The 21324-nt window shown below is 32.7% G+C and carries 16 protein-coding genes and 1 riboswitch; of the genes, 8 read left to right on the forward strand and 8 right to left on the reverse strand.

The features are described from left to right. Positions 1-6 precede the first annotated feature (6 nt). From QMA06_RS09740 to tpx, 3 genes are all read right to left on the reverse strand, one after another. Positions 7-780 (reverse strand): M15 family metallopeptidase, encoded by a 774-nt coding sequence (locus QMA06_RS09740; protein ID WP_290206661.1) that lies wholly within the window; start codon positions 778-780, stop codon positions 7-9. Between the two features lie 133 nt (positions 781-913). Further along, positions 914-1282 (reverse strand): diacylglycerol kinase family protein, encoded by a 369-nt coding sequence (locus QMA06_RS09745; RefSeq protein WP_290206662.1) that lies wholly within the window; start codon positions 1280-1282, stop codon positions 914-916. A gap of 4 nt (positions 1283-1286) precedes the next feature. Next, on the reverse strand, positions 1287-1787 hold the full coding sequence (gene tpx, locus QMA06_RS09750) for a thiol peroxidase (protein ID WP_290206663.1): 501 nt from the start codon (positions 1785-1787) through the stop codon (positions 1287-1289). A gap of 282 nt (positions 1788-2069) precedes the next feature. Here tpx and QMA06_RS09755 point away from each other — a divergent pair, with 282 nt between their 5' ends. Next, positions 2070-2792, forward strand: a complete 723-nt coding sequence (locus QMA06_RS09755; protein WP_290206664.1) for a hypothetical protein — start codon at positions 2070-2072, stop codon at positions 2790-2792. A gap of 78 nt (positions 2793-2870) precedes the next feature. Here the strand turns inward: QMA06_RS09755 and pheT are convergent, their stop codons facing one another. Beyond that, complete coding sequence (gene pheT, locus QMA06_RS09760; protein WP_290206665.1) at positions 2871-5297, reverse strand: phenylalanine--tRNA ligase subunit beta; 2427 nt, start codon at positions 5295-5297, stop codon at positions 2871-2873. Between the two features lie 281 nt (positions 5298-5578). Here pheT and QMA06_RS09765 point away from each other — a divergent pair, with 281 nt between their 5' ends. Further along, entirely contained in the window at positions 5579-6805 is a 1227-nt protein-coding gene (locus QMA06_RS09765) for a peroxiredoxin family protein (RefSeq protein WP_290206666.1), read from the forward strand. A gap of 214 nt (positions 6806-7019) precedes the next feature. Here QMA06_RS09765 and QMA06_RS09770 read toward each other — a convergent pair whose 3' ends face one another. Then, positions 7020-8201, reverse strand: coding sequence for an LETM1-related biofilm-associated protein (locus QMA06_RS09770; protein ID WP_290206667.1), 1182 nt, complete (start codon positions 8199-8201; stop codon positions 7020-7022). A gap of 147 nt (positions 8202-8348) precedes the next feature. On the opposite strand from QMA06_RS09770, the gene QMA06_RS09775 reads away from it, so the two are divergent. The 4 genes from QMA06_RS09775 to QMA06_RS09790 all read left to right on the forward strand — a co-directional run bounded on the left by QMA06_RS09775 (position 8349) and on the right by QMA06_RS09790 (position 13303). After that, positions 8349-9008, forward strand: coding sequence for a DUF4331 family protein (locus QMA06_RS09775; protein WP_290206668.1), 660 nt, complete (start codon positions 8349-8351; stop codon positions 9006-9008). A gap of 108 nt (positions 9009-9116) precedes the next feature. Then, the gene (locus QMA06_RS09780) at positions 9117-9701 is read left to right on the forward strand and encodes a DUF4331 family protein (protein ID WP_290206669.1); all 585 of its coding nucleotides are present in this window, start codon (positions 9117-9119) and stop codon (positions 9699-9701) included. A gap of 93 nt (positions 9702-9794) precedes the next feature. Then, positions 9795-11078, forward strand: coding sequence for a tetratricopeptide repeat protein (locus QMA06_RS09785; protein ID WP_290206670.1), 1284 nt, complete (start codon positions 9795-9797; stop codon positions 11076-11078). Further along, positions 11078-13303: a TonB-dependent receptor gene (locus QMA06_RS09790; RefSeq protein ID WP_407704306.1), complete on the forward strand. Its 2226-nt coding sequence runs from the start codon at positions 11078-11080 to the stop codon at positions 13301-13303. Before QMA06_RS09785 ends, QMA06_RS09790 begins: the two co-directional genes overlap by 1 nt. 275 nt (positions 13304-13578) lie before the next feature. Here the strand turns inward: QMA06_RS09790 and QMA06_RS09795 are convergent, their stop codons facing one another. Further along, positions 13579-14106, reverse strand: a complete 528-nt coding sequence (locus tag QMA06_RS09795; protein WP_290206671.1) for an RNA polymerase sigma factor — start codon at positions 14104-14106, stop codon at positions 13579-13581. A 217-nt stretch (positions 14107-14323) separates the two neighbouring features. Here QMA06_RS09795 and QMA06_RS09800 point away from each other — a divergent pair, with 217 nt between their 5' ends. Continuing rightward, positions 14324-16471, forward strand: a complete 2148-nt coding sequence (locus QMA06_RS09800; RefSeq protein WP_290206672.1) for a S46 family peptidase — start codon at positions 14324-14326, stop codon at positions 16469-16471. 346 nt (positions 16472-16817) lie between these two features. Here QMA06_RS09800 and QMA06_RS09805 read toward each other — a convergent pair whose 3' ends face one another. Together QMA06_RS09805 and QMA06_RS09810 are read right to left on the reverse strand one after the other, a co-directional pair. After that, positions 16818-17870 carry a YncE family protein gene (locus QMA06_RS09805; RefSeq protein ID WP_290206673.1) on the reverse strand — a complete coding sequence of 351 codons (1053 nt, stop codon included), beginning with the start codon at positions 17868-17870 and terminating at the stop codon, positions 16818-16820. A gap of 10 nt (positions 17871-17880) precedes the next feature. Then, complete coding sequence (locus QMA06_RS09810; RefSeq protein WP_290206674.1) at positions 17881-19731, reverse strand: TonB-dependent receptor plug domain-containing protein; 1851 nt, start codon at positions 19729-19731, stop codon at positions 17881-17883. Between the two features lie 28 nt (positions 19732-19759). Beyond that, positions 19760-20063, reverse strand: a riboswitch (cobalamin riboswitch). Between the two features lie 78 nt (positions 20064-20141). On the opposite strand from QMA06_RS09810, the gene QMA06_RS09815 reads away from it, so the two are divergent. Continuing rightward, positions 20142-21284: an ABC transporter substrate-binding protein gene (locus QMA06_RS09815; RefSeq protein WP_290206675.1), complete on the forward strand. Its 1143-nt coding sequence runs from the start codon at positions 20142-20144 to the stop codon at positions 21282-21284. Positions 21285-21324: the final 40 nt, after the last annotated feature.

Here is a 21324-nt window from a genome sequence, read left to right on the forward strand (position 1 = left end):
TTATAATTAATTGTACTCTAATGCTTTTTCTGATAAACCATTTACGTAATTAGAGATCATTTTATTCGGTACTGCTAACGTATCGCCCTTAAAACCATTAATATCTTCGTAATTGATATTATGATTATAAAACTTTAAATACTGACTAGCCAAAGGTAAATAAGACCAATGCCATTTTTCTAAATTATAACCTGTTCTCCCATTATCTTTACTAGTATAAGTTTGATAAAAGCCAAATGTACTAGCGTTACTTGTTAACCAATCATATTCTAGCTTTCCTCTTCCTTTGCTAAAATACGAATTGTTTAAACTATTTAAATCCATGTCTGTACCCCAATGATGCCTTGATGTTAATGGCATTGAACTATACTCCAAAATCTTTTGAGCGCGCAAGTTAGGGTCTAGATTATTGTAGGAATTCCATTTGCGTTCCCAAATGACTTTCTGTTCTTCAAAATTCCGGGTGCCAGAAATTATTGAAAGAGAAATACCATCTTTCTTCGCGGCTTCGTGCATTTTTAAAAAAGCGGTGTAGACGTCATTATCTAAATACAACGTTTTTTCAGAATACTTAGATTCTACCTTTATAAATTTCGAATGCACTTTATAATCAAATTTACCTAAAACGAAAGCTTTAGCTTTGTTGTAATCTTCGGTGTTATTAATATCAAAATTACCTAAATGCCCATGCATTTTAAAAATATGTTTAACTGGTTTTACTTGTTCATTACAAGAGAAAACGAATACAGAAAGCATAAATAATAGTATAAATTGCTTCATTATATTTTTTGTAAAATATGGTAAAAACAGGATTCGACAAAAATACAAATTAGTAACGTTTATCCTAGTTGTTTTGGTATAGAAACGCGGATTTATTCTTGTTATTTACTTTGAATAATCTTACTCGATAAAGTTAGTTGAATTTTGGAATATAGATAATACCAGCAATGATAACCGCAATAATTGATGCAATAAAAACGGCACCAGCGGCAACATCTTTTATTAAACCGATTTTTTTATGATACTCAGGATGGACAAAATCGGCGATGTATTCCACAGCTGTATTCATGCCTTCAATACTAATTACTAAACCAATAATTGTTATTTGGATTAACCATTCTGTTCGTGAAATTTCAAAATAAAAGCCAGCAAAAGTTACTACAATTGTTATAAACAATTGCACCTGTATGCTGGCTTCAGTTTTAATAAGTATTAGCATACCTTTAAAAGCAAAACCTATACTTTTAAGTCTGTTAATAAAGAACGATTCTTTTTTTTGCATTAACTTATTTTAAAGCGTCTAATGCAGCTTCATAATTAGGTTCATCCTTAATTTCTGAAACTTGTTCCGTATGTAAGATGGTACCATCTTTATCTGTAACCACAATACAGCGAGATAACAATGTTTCTAACGGTCCATTTTTAATAGTTATACCGTAATCTTTGCCAAAACCACCTGTTTTAAAATCCGAAAGACTTTCTACATTGTCTAAACCTTCTGCACCACAAAATCGATTTAATGCAAATGGTAGGTCTTTTGAAATACATAGCACTTTAGTGTTCTCTAACTGGGTTGCTTTTTCATTGAACGTTCTTACTGATTTGGCACAAGTGCCTGTATCAATACTCGGAAAGATATTTAATATCAATCTACTTCCTTTATAATCTTCTAAGGATTTACTTGATAAGTCAGTTGCAGTAATTTTAAAACTTGGAGCTTTGCTTCCAACGGATGGTAGTGTTCCTATAGTTTCTATAGGATCTCCTCCTAGTGTAATATGTGCCATGATCTATAAATTTTTAGTTAATGTTAAAAATAACAACTTTCGAGTGTATTAGTAAGAAAGAAAGTATATTATTTAGAATTTTTGCCATAACTGATGGTTTGTTAATAGTCTGATTATCGCTTAGACTAATTATAGGTCATTAATCGGAGTTATAAGCTGTTCACATAACATATTGATTATAATTAGCTAAAATTTTTATATTAGGTATTTAAGCTATTAATCTAAACCGCATTACTCCTTAGATAAATTCCCTATTTATCTGGTTTATAAATTTTTCTTTCAGTGAAATTTAAAGTACGAAAATCTAAGGTTCTTCGCAATTTGTTCATTGCTATAGTATTATTAAGTTTAGGAAATCTATTTTCCATTTACTTGCTTTTTACTACATTGGGTATGGGAGATAAGGTAACAAGACTTCTTGTTAAATTCTTAAATGTGAATCTAGAAGCTAATTTACCAACCTATTTTTCTGCATTAGTGTTGTTGGGTGATGCTATTTTGCTAGCTGTTATTGCTTATGGCTGTAGAGCAATAGGCGACAAATTTTGGCATTGGATTGGCTTATCCGCGATGTTTATTTTTATCTCTTTAGACGAAATGATACAGATCCATGAGCAATTAAGAGCACCAATGGAAGCACTTTTTAATACTTCTGGATTGCTCTATTTTGCATGGTTTATACCATACATCATCATTGTTATTATTGTAGGAATTGCCTATTTTAAATTCCTAATGCGTTTACCAAAGGTTATTTCAAAGCTATTTATCTTAGCTGGGAGTATCTTTGTTTTTGGTGCAGTTGGTATGGAAATGTTGGGTGGTATGCATGCTGAAACACATGGAGAAAAAACCTTAAACTACGCACTAATGTATAGTTTTGAAGAATTTTTAGAAATGTCTGGAGCTGCTATATTCTTCTATGCACTAGTCTCTTATATTGAATTGAAGTTTGAAAAAGTTAGGCTTAGATTTAAACCCAAAAAAAAGAAAAATATAAGCATTTAATTGATGCTTAGCTAAAAAATAAAAAAGCCTTTAAAGTTCTTATTAAAGGCTCTATAATAATATATTAATCTCTAAATCCTAACGTAATTCAGCACCTAGTTTACTTTCAAAATTTGCTTGAAGTTTAGACATTATTTTATCGATTTGTTTATCGTTAAGTGTTTTGTTGTCATCTTGTAATATGAAACTTACTGCGTAACTCTTCTTCCCAGATGGTAGGTTTTTACCTTCGTAAACGTCAAATAGATTTACATTTTTAAGCAATTGCTTTTCAGTTTGTTTGGCAATAGTATGAATTTCTTCAAAAGTTACATGATTATCGAGCAGTAAAGCAAAATCACGTTTAACCTCCGGATACTTCGGAATCGCTTTAAACTTAATTTTATTATGTTGTGCCATCTCTATAACATTATTCCAATTAAAATCAGCAAATAATACGTTTTGGTTTATGCCAAAGTGTTTTAAAACTGATTTTTTAACCAGACCAAAGTCCACCATTTTTTTCTTTCCAATAGAAAAACTCATACCTTCACTAAAAACGTCAGATTTTATTGGTGCCGATTTCAGCTTTGTTAAACCCAACCGTTCTAAAATTACTTCTACCGAGCCTTTCAAGTAAAAGAAATCACTCGGACTTGCCGCAGCATTCCAGCGCTCTTCAGTTTTATTTCCTGTAACAAATAGAGATAAGTGTTTGTATTCCTCTCTTGTTTCTGAATATTGATGATATGTTTTTCCGAATTCAAATAATTTTAAATCGTCACGTTTTCTATTAATGTTATGAGCTACAGCTTCTAAACCAGAGAACAACAATGATTGGCGCATCACTTCTAAATCGTTACTCAACGGATTTAGCATTTTTACATTATGGTCAGCATTTAAGTCTTCACTTAACTCCACATATTTTGGGGTTGTCAAAGAATTTGACATAATTTCAAAGAATCCTTGAGAAGCCAATTGATTTCCAATTATATTCTGAAGTTTATAATCTTCAAAACGAGACGAATTTGATATGGAAGCATTCAACTTGGTCGTTGTTGCTATATTGTTATAGCCGTAAACCCTAAGGATTTCTTCAATAATATCAGCTTCGCGCTGTACATCATTTCTATATGCAGGCACGGTTAAGCCTAAGCCTGTTTCAGTAACGTTATTAACTTTAATATCTAAAGAAGAAAGTATACTCTTTATGGTTTCTTTCGGAATTTCTTCACCAATTAATTTTTTGGCATTGTCAAAACTCAATCTAACCTCAAAGTCTTTAATTTTCTTAGGGTAGGCATCAACAATGTCGCTAGTAATTTCTCCGCCGGCAATTTCTAAAATTAATAAAGCAGCTCGTTTTAATGCATATTCAGTAAGGTTAGGATCAATACCTCTTTCAAATCGAAAAGATGAATCGGTATTTAAACCATGTCGTTTCGCTGTTTTTCTTACACTAACAGGATTGAAATATGCACTCTCTAAGAAAATTCGGGTTGTATGTTCTGTAACACCAGAATCAATGCCCCCAAAAACACCAGCGATACACATAGGTTTGTTGGCATCACAAATCATTAAATCCTCTTCATGTAATTCGCGCTCAACACCATCTAAAGTGGTGAATTTTGTGCCAGCTTCACAGGTTTTGACAATAATTTTTCGCTCTGTAATTTTATCAGCATCAAAAGCATGCAAGGGTTGTCCTAACTCGTGCAACACATAATTGGTAATATCAACCAGGTTGTTAATTGGCGATAACCCTATTGATTTTAAACGATGTTGCAACCATGCCGGAGAGGTTTCTACTTTTAAACCAGAAATAGTAACGCCACAATACCGTGGAGCTTTTTCGTAATCTTTTACATCAACGTCTATTTTAAGTGCTCTAGCATCTACATGATATGAACTCACTGAAGGTGTAATAAGTTCTAAAGAAATTTCTTTCTGTAGAAGGCCAGCTTTCAAATCTCGCGCCACCCCATAATGACTCATCGCATCGGCTCTATTTGGTGTTAAGCCTATTTCAAAAACGTCGTCGTTTTCAATTTTAAAGAGCTCAGAAGCCAATGTGCCCACTTTAGTATCGGCATCTAAAACCATAATACCATCGTGCGATTCTCCAAGTCCTAATTCATCTTCAGCACAAATCATTCCATGGCTTTCTTCTCCTCTAATCTTTCCTTTTTTAATTTTCCAAGCTTCACCTTCGGCGGTATATAGTGTAGTGCCTATAGTGGCTACGGGTACTTTTTGCCCAGCGGCGACATTTGGAGCACCACATACTATTTGTAGAGGTTTATCTCCACCAATATTTACGGTGGTTATTTTTAAACGGTCGGCATTAGGATGCTGTTGGCAGGTTAAAACCTCTCCAATAACGATCCCTTTTAAACCTCCTTTAACAGATTCGTAAGTTTCAATGCCTTCTATTTCCAATCCGAGATCAGTTAATAATTCGCCTGTTTTCTCGGCGTCCCAATCCGTATTTATAAACTGTTTAAGCCAGTTGTATGATATTTTCATGTGTCAATTTAATCGAGGTGCAAAGATAGTAATAGTTAATTCCTATAAAAACAGGAAATGATAATTTTTAATACGGAATTAAATATTGAAATAATTTCAATTAACTTCCTTTCATGTTATATCTACGTTCGCTCTGCTCAATATGCAGTAATGCAAAAGCATTTTGCTAACCTGTTGATTTCCATGCGACTTGAAAATACACAAATTTATATTTTAATTTTTATTAATGATAAATAAATCTAATTGTCGAATTTTGATAAATTTTTAAGCCTAAACACTGTATGCGATATATTATTTTAAGTCTAGTTCTATTATCTATTTGCTCTTGTAAAGAAAATAATAAGCGAGACACCAAGTCACAACAACTTAAAATTGGAAAATATAGAGCTGTTATAGACGTTCAAGACCAAGAAGAGTTACCGTTTATTTTTGAAGTGACCTCACCAAACGAAATAAAAATTTATAACGCCGAAGAAACGATTGCGGTAGATGAGATAAGTTACCGAAACGATTCTGTATTTATAAAAGCTCCAGTATTTGAAGGTTATATCGCTGCTGCGTTTGATGGTAATAATCTTAATGGGAGCTTTATAAAAGAAAGTTTAGATAGAGTAGTGCCCTTTTCTGCTGAATATAATAAAAGTAATCGTTTTGAAATAAAAGCGAAGCCCCAACAAACGGTTTCTGGAATTTGGGAAACTGTTTTTAGTGAAGGTATTGCTGATGACCAATATATTGCCAAAGGCATTTTTAAACAAGAAGGATCTAAGGTTACTGGCACATTTAGAACCACCACAGGTGATTACCGTTATCTTGAAGGAGTAATGGATGGTGACATTATGAAGCTATCCACTTTCGATGGAGCACATGCGTTTTTATTTACGGCAAAAGTATCCGATTCTACCATGGAAGGTTCCTTTTATTCTGGCAATCATTGGAAAGAACCTTTTGTAGCTAAACGCAATGAATCTTATGAATTACCCAATGCCGACGAACTTACGTTTATAAAAGAAGGTTATGATAAATTGGAATTTTCGTTCCCCGATGTGCATGGAAATATGATTTCGTTAAGCGATGACCGTTTTAAAAACAAGGTAGTTATAGTGCAAATTATGGGAACTTGGTGCCCAAACTGCTTAGACGAAAGTAAATATTACACCAATTTTTATAAAGATAATAAAGATAAAAATTTTGAAATTGTAGCTTTAGCTTTTGAGTATGCTAAAACTGAGGAAAAGGCGTTTAATAGTATTTCTAGATTACGTAAAAGATTAAATATAGACTACCCAATACTCTTAGCACAATACGGAACTTCAGATAAGGAAAAAGCTCAAGAAAAATTACCGATGTTAAATAGAGTATTGTCTTATCCTACTTCAATTTTTATTGATAAAACCGGTAAGGTACGTAAGATTCATACAGGATTTAACGGTCCGGCTACAGGAGAAAAATATAGTGAGTTTAAAAAGGATTTTGAAACAGTTGTGGATAATTTATTAAATGAATAAATCTATCTTAGTCGTCTTTAAATTGTAATGAAATTCACTAAATAAGAACTATATAATTATAAAATATTTTGGTTTAGTCCTTTAAATAAATCAAGCAAACATTATATTGAATTTTAGTCAAATTTTCTTCTTAGCCATTATGCTATTATCAGAAATTGTAAGTTGTAATGCATTATTTAACTAATTGTTTTCGACAAGATTCCCGAATGGCAATTTAGCTTTTTTTCTTGATGTCAATTCTGTTTTCATCAAAAGCAGAAGGTAGTAATTTAGGAATAAATTTCACAAACAAAGGCAATAATAACATGCCTCCTGGTAACAAAAAAATAGCTAAACTCGGAATGGATTTAAAAATATCCATTAATTGCGATTGAATTTTCTTTTGTTCTTCGTCTGTAAGTTGCCGTGTTGTAGATTGTGCTAAAAGTGTCATTGCTTCTTTACTTTCAGATAATTCTGTTATTAACCTTTTGCTGTTACGCGTTATTAGTTTAGAAACAACTTTACTGCTATTATTATAAAAACTTTGCGCTAAATTTTTAGAACTTAAAAAAGCTACTTGTTCTTTGTGTTCGTCATAAAACAAATTGATATCATTAACGGATTGAGCGACAATTTCGCTATTAAGAGACAGATCATTCTTTAAGCGCACCAAAAATTCACGTTCTTCAGTATCAATTAATTTATCCGTCCAAGAGGCCATACACACCAAATCAATAACATATAATTTCTCTAATGGAGCACTTATAAAGGCGACAGCTTCATCATAAGACGGTAGCTTAGAATTTTTATGTCTTATAGAATCTTCAAATAGTTTAATGAGGTTTTCGTCGTATTCGGTTTTTTCAGACTTTTGGTCTATTACGGAGAATACTATAGTTTCTAACGCAGATTCTAATCGGTTTACATAAGTTTTTATATTGTTTTCATCTTTAAGAAAACGATGATAACCTAAAACATCAACAAACAACAGCGCATTTATTAAAAAATAATTAAAGCTTTTTGAAATAAAGTTATCATCAATATGAATACGTTTATGAATAACTTGTTCTAATAAATTATCGGGTTTTTTATTGCCAAATAATTCTTCAAAAAAGGATCGCTTTTTATCATCTATAGATTTGTAATATCGAATTAAACTATCTAAAAAATCTTCTTTCGTATTTTCCTTTATAAAAATGAAATAATAAGTTAGTAATAGATTAATTTTACAGCGCTCTTCTTCAGTAAAATCAAAGGGTTTAACAATGTCTAATACAACTTTAATATTACTTCCATATATAAATCCAGCATGTTTTAAGCGATTATAAAACTCGGCGTTTTCGGTCTCAGAATACTTTGTTTCAGAAACTTGAGTTAGTAATTTTTTTATCCAGCCATGAGCTGATGGATTCATAACGCTAATTTTAACGCTACAAAGTTAAATTTTTATAGCAATAAATCATGAATTTATTTCATTAACAAAAGCTTAACAAAACCGCACCTTTCTTTTTTTCGTAGGTAGAACAGAGACACAAATTAATTAACAAAAATCTCAAAAATTATGAAAAAAACAAAAATTTTAATCGCAACAGCAATAGTATGTATTGCTACGTTTGTTGCCATTGCAGCCGATCATATTGATGCGCCTGCAGTAACAGGTGGAACAAGTGATATTACGGACTTTTATGCCTTTAGTGGTGAAGACAATTCTAACATAGCGTTTGTGGCTAATGTGCAAGGGCTTCTATTGCCTGGTGATACGGGTAGTGCGTCATTTGATGAAAATGTTCTTATTGAAATTAATATCGATACGGATGAGGATGCCGTTCAAGACTTAGTTATCCAAGCGATTCCTAGAGATGGTAGAATGTACTTTTTTGGACCTTATGCTACAAATAGTACAGATTTATCGAGTAGTATAGGTACGACTTCGTCAATTCAAGGTGTGGTAGATATTACGCAATATGGTGAAAATGCAATTACAGCAACGGCTAACAACATGACCTTTTTTGCAGGTCCAAGAGATGATCCTTTCTTTTTTGATTTTGATCAATTCAACTCTATTTTAGACCCAGATAATTCTGCGTCTTCATTCAATGATCCTGGTATAGATAAATTTGCAGGTACTAACGTATTGTCTGTAGTTGTAGAGGTGCCAAAATCTATGATAGGCGGTTCAGGTAATATTAATACTTGGGTAGAAACGAAAAGAAAACAATAATCTCAAAAAATTAAAAATCATGAAACATCTTGATCATTAATATTCATTTAATGATAGAATACTATAAGATGTAACATGAGACAATAACAATAATTAAAAATAGAACTCATGAAAATAAATAATATAAAAATATTCGCAGTAGCAATTTTAGCGTCAATGACTGCTTTTAATTGTAGCGATGACGATGATAGTATAAACATCCCTGACGGACCAGATTTTTCAGGAACGTATATTCAACAAGACCAAATGGCTAGACCTGCTATTAATACCGTTTTAGTTAATGATGGTATGAAAGATGCTTTTAATACTACGGTGCCTTCAAACATGGGAGCGATGTTTGCCGAACCATTTCAGGCTAAACTCGAAGCTTTAAGTCCTGCTTATGACCCTGCAAATCCAACGGATGCTAATGCACTAGGATTTACTGCTGAAGCATTTGCAGGGGTTTTGGCTACCGATGTACTTACGGTATCCTTAGATGGTGAAACCACATTCTTTAATCCAGCTTCTGGTGCAACCTTAACAGGTAGAACTTTAGCTGACGATGTTATAGATGTAGAATTGATATTGATATTTGGTGGTGAAGAAGGATTAAGTAACCCAGAAGTTCCTGGATTAGTATCTGACAATGTAGATGGTAACGATAAACCATTTTTAACATCATTCCCTTACTTAGCGTCTCCTCATATGTAAAATAGGAATAACTTTAAATTCTGAAGTAAGGTCTATTGACTTTACTTCAGAATTATTTTAAAACAAAAAAAAACTCAAAAAAACCTTTTAATCATGACACTTAAAACAACCTTTCCCCTTCTTTTATTGGTATTTATATTCAATTGTACTGATAAGCCTAAAAAAGTCACAAACAAAAACGATTACAATCAATATTTAACCACCAAAATAGATAGCACAGCGCTTTTCGCAACAGCACAATTTTGGAATAATAAAATTAATCCTGAATTAGATCAGTTCTCTGTTCTTTCAGCACGCGCTGGTGGATATACAAAAGTATTTGATGCCACAGGTAATATTGATTATCTTATTAAAGCTGAAAATGATTTATTAGAATCTAATAAAATTTCAAATTATAAGAATTCGGCGGTATTAAAAACATTAGCTACAAACTATATTTCACAACACCGTTTTCAAGAGGCTTTAAAACTTCTAAAAATAGCTGAAACAAATGGCGATAAGCTAAATACAACGAAAAAGATGCTTTTCGATGTACATTTAGAATTGGGAAATTACATTTATGCAGAAGCCTATTTAAAAGAGATTAAAAATAATTCCGATTTTGATTATTTAATACGTCTAGCAAAATGGGAAGATCACAACGGAAATTTAGAAAAAGCGATTGAAAACATGGAAAAAGCCATGACAATTGCAGAATCCTCTAATCAGAAATATTTAAAACAATGGTCTTACACAAACATTGCCGACTTCTATGGTCATGCTGGTGAGATCGAAAAATCATATAACTATTTTCTAAAAGCATTAGAATTAGATCCTAATGATGCCTATGCTAAAAAAGGAATTGCATGGATTGTGTATTCACATGAGAACAATTCAGAGGAAGCTTTAAATATATTAAATCATGTTACTACTTATTACAACGCACCAGATTACGATTTATTAAAAGCTGAAATTGCTGAATTTCAAAACAATGAAACGTTGAAATCTGATGCCATTAAGAATTACCAAATGGCTTTAAATAATAAGCATTACGGTGAAATGTATAATGCTTATGATGTAGCGCTTTATGCAGATGAATTTTCACAACCAGATATGGCTTTAGAAATTGCCAAGACTGAAGTAGAAAATAGACCAACCCCGCAATCTTACGATATGTTAGCTTGGAGTTATTTTAAACAAGGCAATGTTAAAAAAGCTAATGAAATTATTGAAGAGTATGTAGATGGTAAAACATTTGAGCCCGCGGTTTTATATCATGTAGCAGAAATTTATAAAGCAGCAGGAAAAACCGATAAGGTAACACCAATAAAGAAAGAATTAATTGCTAGTCTTTATGAATTAGGACCTTTAATGAAATCTAAAATTAAACAACTATAATGATGATAAAGCAAATTTTAGCACTGTTATTGTTTAGTTGTTTTTCGACTTTGGTCACGGCCCAAAACCTGAAAGGGTTAGTAGTTAATGAACTCAATCAACCTTTAGAAGCTGCATACGTATATAATGAAACAACAGAAAGTCATGCACATACCGCAGAAAACGGAGTGTTTGTGTTGACTAACACGAGCCTAGGGGATTCAATAAGAATTGGTTTATTAGGTTACAAAAGAAAACTTGTAAAACTCGAAGTAACAGAGAATTTTAGAATTGTTCTTGAAGAAAAAACCTTTCAGTTAGATGAGATGGTTATCAAAGAAGAAATGAATACGGTTAATACCATTTCAAGATTAGATTTAAATATAACTCCGGTAAATTCCTCACAAGAGGTATTACGAAAAGTACCTGGTTTATTTATTGGTCAGCATGCAGGTGGAGGTAAAGCTGAGCAAATATTTTTGCGTGGATTCGATATCGATCACGGAACGGATATTTCGCTTTCAGTCGATGGTATGCCCGTAAATATGGTTTCTCATGCACATGGTCAAGGCTATAGTGATTTGCATTTTGTAATTCCAGAAACCGTTAACAAAATCGATTTTGACAAAGGCGGTTATTATGCCCAAGAAGGTGATTTTAATACCGCAGGTTATGTCAATTTTAAAACAAAGGACTATTTAAAACAAAATGAAATTTCATTGTCGGCAGGTCAGTTTAATACGTTGAGAACGGTTGGGTTGTTCAATCTTATGGAAAACACAAAAAACCAAAATGCTTACGTTGCCATGGAATATATTGGCACCGATGGCCCGTATAAATCTCCGCAGAATTTCAACCGTTTAAATCTCTTTGGAAAATATGTAATGTTTTCGCCCGAGAACGATAAATTGACTTTAACAGCGTCACATTTTACAAGTCGTTGGGATGCTTCTGGTCAAATTCCACAGCGTGAAGTTGATAATGGAAACATTTCCAGGTTTGGTGCCATCGACGATACTGAAGGTGGAGAAACCGAACGAACTAATCTTAATGTTACATTCGATAAATATATCGATGATAACACCAAATTAAGTTCTAATGCTTTTTATTCACATTATGCCTTTGAGCTGTATTCAAATTTTACGTTCTTTCTAGAAGATCCTGTAAATGGTGATCAAATTTTTCAAAAAGAGGACCGTAATATTTTTGGGGCTAACGCCGCTATCTCGCATACTAAATTCTTAGGAAATACAGAATTGGTTCTAACCTCTGGTTTAGGTATAAGACACGATATTTCTGATGATGTGGAATTATCACGGACTTTAAATCGAAGCACAACATTAGAAAGTATTCAACTCGGAGATATCAATCAAACTAACATTGATGCTTTTGTAAATGCGGAGTTTGAATTTGGAAAACTAAAAATAGCACCAGCTTTACGATTAGATTATTTTAAGTTTTTGTACAATGATGCGCTCCAAACAGAATATGAAACATTATCTGAAACCAAAACGATTGTAAGTCCTAAGTTGAATTTCTTTTTCAATGCTCAAGACAATTTACAATTATATTTAAAATCTGGTCTAGGATTTCATTCCAACGACACTAGAGTCGTGGTAGCCAACGGTGGCGAAGACATTTTGCCACGCTCATACGGCGCAGATTTAGGAACCGTTTGGAAACCTTTTCCAAAACTTATAGTGAATACGGCACTTTGGTATTTATTTTTAGAACAAGAGTTTGTCTATGTTGGTGATGCCGGGGTTGTTGAACCAAGTGGAAAAACAAGACGTTATGGATGGGATTTTGGTTTACGTTATCAAATGACCGATTGGTTATTTTTAGATACTGATGCCACAGTAACTAATGCGAGAAGTATTGATGAGCCAGACGGTGAGAACGACATTCCATTAGCACCAGATTTTACCTTAACTGGTGGGTTGTCGTTTGATGATCTCAACGGATTTTCGGGTGGTCTGCGCTTTCGATATTTAGATGATAGAGCTGCAAACGAAGATAATTCAATTGTTGCAGAAGGATATATGGTAACAGATTTTAATATCAACTATAGTATGAAAAATATTACACTTGGTTTGGCTATTGAAAACTTGTTTGATGTCGAATGGAACGAAACTCAATTCGCTACAGAATCGCGTTTGCAAAATGAAGCGCAATCGGTAGAAGAGATTCATTTTACGCCGGGGACACCGTTCTTTTTAAAAGGAACAATAAGTTATAAATTTTAAGATTATAAAAGCTTTCAACCCTTAGTTTGTGGGGAAGCAGATTAAGTTTGTTGATTGGTGACTAACAAAAAAGATTAACCCTTGATTAAGGTTAGTCGAATCATGAGTTATTCATGATGTTTTTTGAGTTTTTTTGTTAGGGAAGGCACCTACTCGAAAGAGTGGGTGTTTTTTTTGTAAGATGAAGAAAAAAATATAAGTAGAGCAGAATTGATAAATGCAATGAAGCGTTTCATAAACTATCATGGCATAATATAAATTAGAAACGTAAAATATTATAGAACTAATAAACGTAAAGATTTTATACCGTTTCGTTTTCTAGTTTTTACTGTGCTTATCGATATTTTCAAATGTTGAGAGACTTCTTTTTGCGTATAACCTTTTATAAAAAGTAGTTCTATAATTTCACAGCGTTTAGCAGATATTTTAGGTAGAAATTTTTTAATCCCGATAGCGTCTGTGCTTTGATCTAAATCATAAGTATGAGTAAGCAAATGTTCGTACGCGTCTGAATTCAAATTGTTTTTAGCTTTTTTAAAAGACTTAGATCTTACGGTATCAATAGCGGAGTTACGTGCTATATTTAATATCCATGTAAAAAAACGTCCTTTTTTAGAAGAATAGGATGCGGCATTTTGCCAAGCTTTAATAAAAGTATCTTGTAAGAGTTCGTCAGTAATAGCATTATTTTTTACAATATTGAAAATAACACCTCTAATACTGACAGCGTACATTTCATATAATTTTTTAAAAGCTTTTTCATCTTTATTTTGAAATTGCTCTACTAAGTCTTCTATCTTCAAAGTGGAATTATTTAGTGGAAACTAAAAATAATTAAGAACTGCTTCGGTATAGTGCTCATTTAGATAATTTGTTAACCTGAATCAGATAATTTTAGCCGTTTTATCTCAAAATTATAATTAAAAGAGATAAGATTAAAATTCTTTATTTATTGTATTCACAGATTTAAAAACATCATAAATTTCAGTATTTTTATGCCTATAATTAAAACAACAAAACATGAAGAAAATTTCCCTAACAATTATTGCTTTTATCATGTCATTTTCCTCAGCGATGGCTGATGAAGGCATGTGGTTTTTAATGCATATTGAGCGGTTAAACCATCGCGATATGCAAAAAATGGGTTTACAATTAACACCCGAAGAAATCTATAGTGTCAACAATCAGAGCTTAAAAGATGCTATTGTACAATTTAATGGAGGCTGTACGGCAAGTATTGTTTCAGATAGTGGCTTAGTATTAACCAATCATCACTGTGGATACAGTGCCATTGCAGAATTATCCACTGCAGAACAAAATCATTTAAAAAATGGATTTTGGGCAGGATCTATGGCAGAAGAGTTAAAGCCAGAAAGCTTATATGTTCGCTTTTTTGTGAGAATGGATGACGTTTCTAAGCGTATGTTAGCACAAGTTAATGATAGCATGAGCGAAAAAGAGCGTGAAGCAGCACTTAATAAGGAAATCGCTAAAATTGAACAAGAAAATAACGAAGGTGGAAAATATACGGTTTCTGTACGTTCATTCTATCAAGGTAATGAGTTTTATTACTTTATTTATGAAGATTACAACGATGTACGTTTAGTAGGAACGCCACCAGAAAACGTTGGTAAATTTGGTGGAGATACAGATAATTGGGAGTGGCCTAGACATACAGGTGATTTTTCTTTATTTAGAGTTTATGCAGATAAAGACGGAAAACCAGCAGACTATTCAACAGACAATGTGCCTTTAGATGCGAAATACCATTTACCTGTAAATATTGATGGAGTAAAGGAAGATGATTTTGCTATGATATTGGGTTATCCAGGTCGTACTAACCGTTGGATGCCAGCTTCTGGTGTTGAACAAAACGTAAACTATGCTTATCCAGCATGGGTTGAAGGGTCTAAGCTGAGTATGGACGTTATGAAGAAATATATGGATAAGGATGAATCCGTAAATCTTATGTACGCATCTACTTATGCAGGTATTGCTAACTATTGGAAAAATAGAGCTGGAATGATTGAAGCTTTAAATGAGCACAAAACAGTAGAAAAGAAGCGCAAAATTGAAAATAAATTTGAAAAATGGGCCAAGAAAAAAGATAATAAAGCCACTTACGGAAACGTTATTGATAACATTAATAATTACTATAACTTAACCAATGAAAAGGCGAAACAAGGCAATTATTTGTTAGGAGTATTACGCTCTAGTAAGTTTGCGGTATTACCTTATAGAATTGGCTCAGCTTTTAAACAGTACGTTGGTGCGGACGCAGCGGAACGCAAAAATATGAAACCGCGATTAGAAGCTATTATAGAAGATTCTTATAAAGATTTTTATTTGCCGTTAGAAGAAGAGGTGTTAGCTAAGCAATTAGGTTTATTGGCTTCAAAATCTAACTATTCACTTCCTGAATTAGTGGCTGAGGTGGGCAATAAAAATAATAATGATTTTTCTGCTTATACTAAGGCTATTTTCGATTTAAGCATATTTACGTCTAAAGAAGGTGCCTTAGCGTTTTTAGAATACCCGAACGAAGCGATTTTAGAAAGTGATCCATTACTTAAATTATCGAATCAACTGTTAGATAAGTATAGGGAAAATCCTGAAAATTTAGTACAGCCTGAAAATGATTTTGAAGCATCGTTTCGTTTATTGGTTAAAGGTTTGCGCGAATCAGGATTAAGTGATATAAAATATCCAGATGCCAACTCTACTTTAAGATTGTCTTACGGAAAAGTAAGGGCGTTGCCAAAAGATATGAGAAATGATGCTGACCAAAATAACTACACGACATTAAAGGGTATGATAAATAAATACAAGCCTAATGATAGTGAATTTGACTTGGATCAAAGTATGTTAGATATTTATGAAAAGAAAGATTACGGTCGTTATGCCAATGAACGTGGACAATTGCCTGTTAACTTTTTAACCGATAATGATATTACTGGAGGAAATTCGGGCTCACCAGTTATTAATGGAAATGGGGAACTAATCGGTTTAGCTTTTGATGGAAATATTGAAGCCATGGCCGGAGATGTTATATTCGATAAAGATTTACAACGTACTATCAATGTAGATATAAGATACGTACTTTGGTTAATCGATAAATACTCTAACGCCAAGCATATTGTCGACGAGTTAACGATAATTACCAAATAATAACTACAATAAATTAAGTTTTAAAATATAGCGACCTGAAATTCAGGTCGCTTTTTTTTAATATGAAGTAAGCAAACTAAACAAGAACAATTTCTAAGAATGAACTAAATTGAAAAGGATTATTTTAAATCCTGAAAGTATGGTGATAACGCTAAGTATTATTTAATAAAGTAACTAATGGACATCGTTTATAACCATATAGTCTGGTCTAGATCACAATAGTTATTTGAATTATGATTTCAAACAAGTTCAGCTTCTACTATGGAAAGCTTTATAACTAAAAAACCACCCCGTAAAACAAGGTGGTTTTTTATTATATCAACTATAGTGATTTTAAATAAACGGACTATTCATTGAAATATATTTTTGAAGCACCTATTGCAACACTAAAACTATTGGTTTCAGTTCCTGTAGATATATCATAAATTAGTAAAGTGCTATTAGCTGTAAAGTTTCCATCCGTTACAAATAGCTGATTATCTCTAACAGATAACCCATAAGCGTATCCAGTAGTGATATCAAATAGAGGTGAGGTTGGCAAGCTTGTAGCATTATCCTCTAAGGTGTATACCTTGTTGTTTAAAATATAATAGGCAATACCGTCATCATAGGTCATTAAACCTGGATGTTCTCCAGTTGCAAATTCAAGATTAGAAATTATAGAGTTATCACTTAAATCAATTCTTGTAATAGATGCTGCAGTCTCTACAGGTGGAGTTAACCAAGACTGATTAGCACCAGAACTCAATACTAATAAATTTCCAGATTCATCTATAAACATCTCATCTGGTACATCATTAACCGTGATTGTTTCAAGTAAATTATTAGAGATGTTAATTACAGAAATTACATTATTAACTCCATATCCACCTTTATGAGATACATAAATTTTACCAGATTCTTCTAAAACTTGTTCAGGACCTTCCGAAACAGGAATTGTACTTGTAACTGAGTTAGTGCTCAAATCAACAACGGCAATATAGTCATCTGTGGTGTCGTTAGGATCTGCCCAATCTGATACATAAGCCGTGTTACCATCAAAAGCAATGAATCGTGGTAACGTTAGTCCTGTTGAAATCGTTCCTAATTTTTCGAAGGTATAACGGTTAACTACTGTAATGGTACCAGCATCAACAACAATATAAGCCTTGTCATCATTAAAACCTATGGATTGTAAATACACACCAGTGGCCTCATTATTTACATTAAAATAAATTTCGTTTTCAGTAGTCATTAAGTCGTTCGAAATAAAAGAAATAGAAGAAGGACCTCCTTCACCACTAACTATAATTCCGTCTTCATAAGCTCCTAATGGTTCAGAAGGTGTTGCATCATCATCGCTAGAACATGAAACGATAAATAATGACATTGCAAAAATTGATAAAATGATTTTTTTCATTGTACTTGTTTTAAAATTTGTATTGAATTTGAAAATTAAAATTACGATCTGGCATTGGTCTAAAGGCCACGTTTTCGTAAGCGGTATTAAATAGATTATTTACTTTTAAACTTAAATCTATTTGTTGGGTGTTCGTTTTTAATACTTTGTAACTCGCGCCAAAATTGTTTACTTGGTAAGGATCTACGCTATAAAATGGACCAGAAATGTTTTCTGTAGTTGTATAAACCTCTCCTGTAAACAAATGTTGAAAAAATAGCGATAAACGCTTGTGGGCATAAGCTAAATTGATATTCGCCTTATGATATGGTACATAAATCAATTGGTTATTAGTTTCTAAATTTTCTGAAACGGTGTAAGCATAATTGCCTTGTATTAAAAAATCATGCGCTTTTAATTTATAACAGAATTCCATAGTGGCTTCCGCTCCATAATTTTGTGTTTCAGCAATGTTTTGAGGACTCCAGAAACCAGAACTTGTAGGTGTCCATTGTATAAGGTCAGTTGTTTTTATATAGAAAGCATTGAGTATGAGGTTGGCACTTTTGTATTTTATTTCCTGCCCTAAATCTATTTGATAAGAGGTTTCTGGGTCTAAATTTAAGTTACCACCTGGTTGCCAATACAAATCATTAAACGTAGGTACTCTGTAATTTTTTGAACCATTTAATTTCAACTTATAATTTTCTGAAACTTCATAAGCAACATCAAATGAAAACAACAATGGACTGCTAAAACCAGAGGTAACATCTTGTCTTAAATTAAAACCATATTGCCAAGCCTTATTAGGTTGGTATTGTAGCAAAACTGTTGAGGAAAATTCGTTTCGGTTAGGCTTACCAAAACTACTGCCACTGCCTTCAAAATAATTGTAAGCTACAATAGGTTTTAGTTTCAAGTTATCTAAGACATCAATGTCTGTAGTGTAATTAATAACATACGTATTGACTTTTCCGAAAGTAAAATTATTAGTTGTCTTGTTACCAAAATATTTAAAATGCTCTTGCAAGTGAGCTACTTTTAATTTAGAACTGGCATAATTTCCGATATGAGACCATTCTAACATGGTTCTAAAATTTTTATCTTCATATTTCGCTAACGAAGGAGAGGATAACGTGCCAGAGAATTCACGTTCTCCAACAAAAGATTGATGATAAAGCTTCAATACATCTTTATCAGATAAGATATAGCCTAAATTTGCATTTATACTTCCATTATTAAAAGCTCCGTTTTTATTACGCTGGTCTGTATTAAGATATTTATAATCATTTTTAGAGTCTATATATTTTAATCCAATATTCATGGATAGTTTTTCATTACTAAAAGACGATAAATAACTTACGTCCTTAGTATCATAACTTCCATAACTCAGCTTTACGGTATGATCAAAATGTTTGCTGAAATTTAATAAATTGTTTAAGTGAATACTTCCACCAATAGCTCCACTACCATATTGTACAGATCCACCACCAGAACGAATGTCGATACTATTAAAATTAGTAGTACTTACAGTATTAAAATCAGTTTGTCCTGTAAGCTGCGAATTAATATTAATACCATTCCATATCACGGCAGTTTGGGACGCGTTCGTGCCTCGAAATGAAGGCGATGACACCATGCCATACCCATTCTCTTTAAAATAAATATTGGAGTTAAAACGTAAGATGTCAGTTAATGAGATGCCATTTTTTTTGAGTAATGAATCACTTAAAACTGTAATTTTGTAGCCCTTGGCGTATCGCTTTAGTTTCACATCACTTAACACCACTTCATCCAACTTCTGAATAGAATCTGAAGAGATTTGTGCTTGCACGGTGCTACTAAATAGCAGTAATAAAAAAAAGCTGTTTAAATGTCTCATACTTAATCACTTTTATCCCGAAAGTTTGATTTCATTGTTGAATATGGCAGGTCTCCTGACTCGTTTTTTGTTACCTTACCTTCCCATCTCGCCTTGGCGGAACAGTGGTTTTGAAGAGTGTAACAACTCAATAAATGAGATGCCCAAATTAATTGGGTATAAAACTTACAGTTGCGGGAACAGTTCAGGACTAGAAAACTTTCGAGTTGCAATTTTTGATTTACGATGTAATAACTATTCGAAATTCTGAAATCTACAATCTATAATCTTCGCACCTGATTCCCTTTTAATCCAATCGGTTAACGATTAGAACCAAAATTCGGCGCAAAATTAAACATTTTGTTTAATGATTCACTCAAAACTTTAAATAATATTACATTTGAAACCGTAATAAATAATTTAGCATAAAAATGAAATCATCTTTTTACTTTTTAATGATACTCCTTTTTTTATCTTGTAAGAATGAGTCTCAAACAACCTTGCCCAATACATCAGTTTCTGAAACCTTAGAATTAAAATATGCGGAGGGATTTTCTGTTGATGATAATGGTATTTTTAAAGTTCTAAATATTACTAAACCTTGGCCTAATGCTGATACAAGCTATAAATATGTTTTAATTTCAAAAGAGAATATGGCCAAAACCACTTTTTTAAAAGATGAATACGATGGTTTTATAATTGATGAAATTAAAAATTTAGTAGTTACATCTACAACTCATATTCCAGCTTTAGAACTATTGGATGTTGAAAAACATTTAGTCGGTTTTCCTGGCACAAACTATATTTCTTCAGAAAAAACAAGACAATTAATAGACAACGGGAAAGTAAGAGATTTAGGGGAAAATGAAGGCATAAACACTGAAGTGTTATTGGAATTAAATCCTGATGTGGTGATTGGTTTTGGAGTAGAGGGAGTTAACAAAACTTTCGAAACTATTAAAAAAGCGGGCATACCTGTAATTTATAATGGAGATTGGGTAGAATCTTCAGCATTAGCAAAAGCAGAATGGATTAAATTTTTTGGTGTTCTATTTAATAAGGAAAAGGAAGCTGAGTCTATTTTTAACGAAATTGAAAAGGATTATTTAGCAGCAAAAAATATGGCGAAGAGCGCAAAAAAAAGACCAACCGTATTAAGCGGAGCCATGCACAAAGAGGTTTGGTATTTGCCCAACGGTTCTAGTGCAGAAGCGCAATTTCTAAAAGATGCCAACGTCAATTACATTTGGAGTGAGACCACAGGAAATGGTAGTTTAGCACTAAGTTTCGAAACCGTTTTAGACAAAGCCAATGATGCTGAGTTATGGTTGAGTCCTTCTTATTATACTAGTTTAGAACAGTTAGAAAAAGCCAATTCTCTTTACTCTAATTTCGACGCTTTTAAAAATAAGAATATTTATACGTTTTCTAACACGACTGGTGAAACGGGCGGTGTTTTGTACTACGAATTAGGCACGGCGAGACCAGATTTGGTCCTAAAGGATTTGATTAAAATTGCACATCCCGAATTGCTAAACGGTTATGAGCCTTATTTTTTCGAAAAATTAAAATAGTATAAACGAGATCTTACAAGATGTTAATACTTGTGAGATC

The sequence above is a fragment of the Winogradskyella bathintestinalis genome (assembly GCF_030407435.1).
Taxonomy (GTDB): domain Bacteria; phylum Bacteroidota; class Bacteroidia; order Flavobacteriales; family Flavobacteriaceae; genus Winogradskyella; species Winogradskyella bathintestinalis.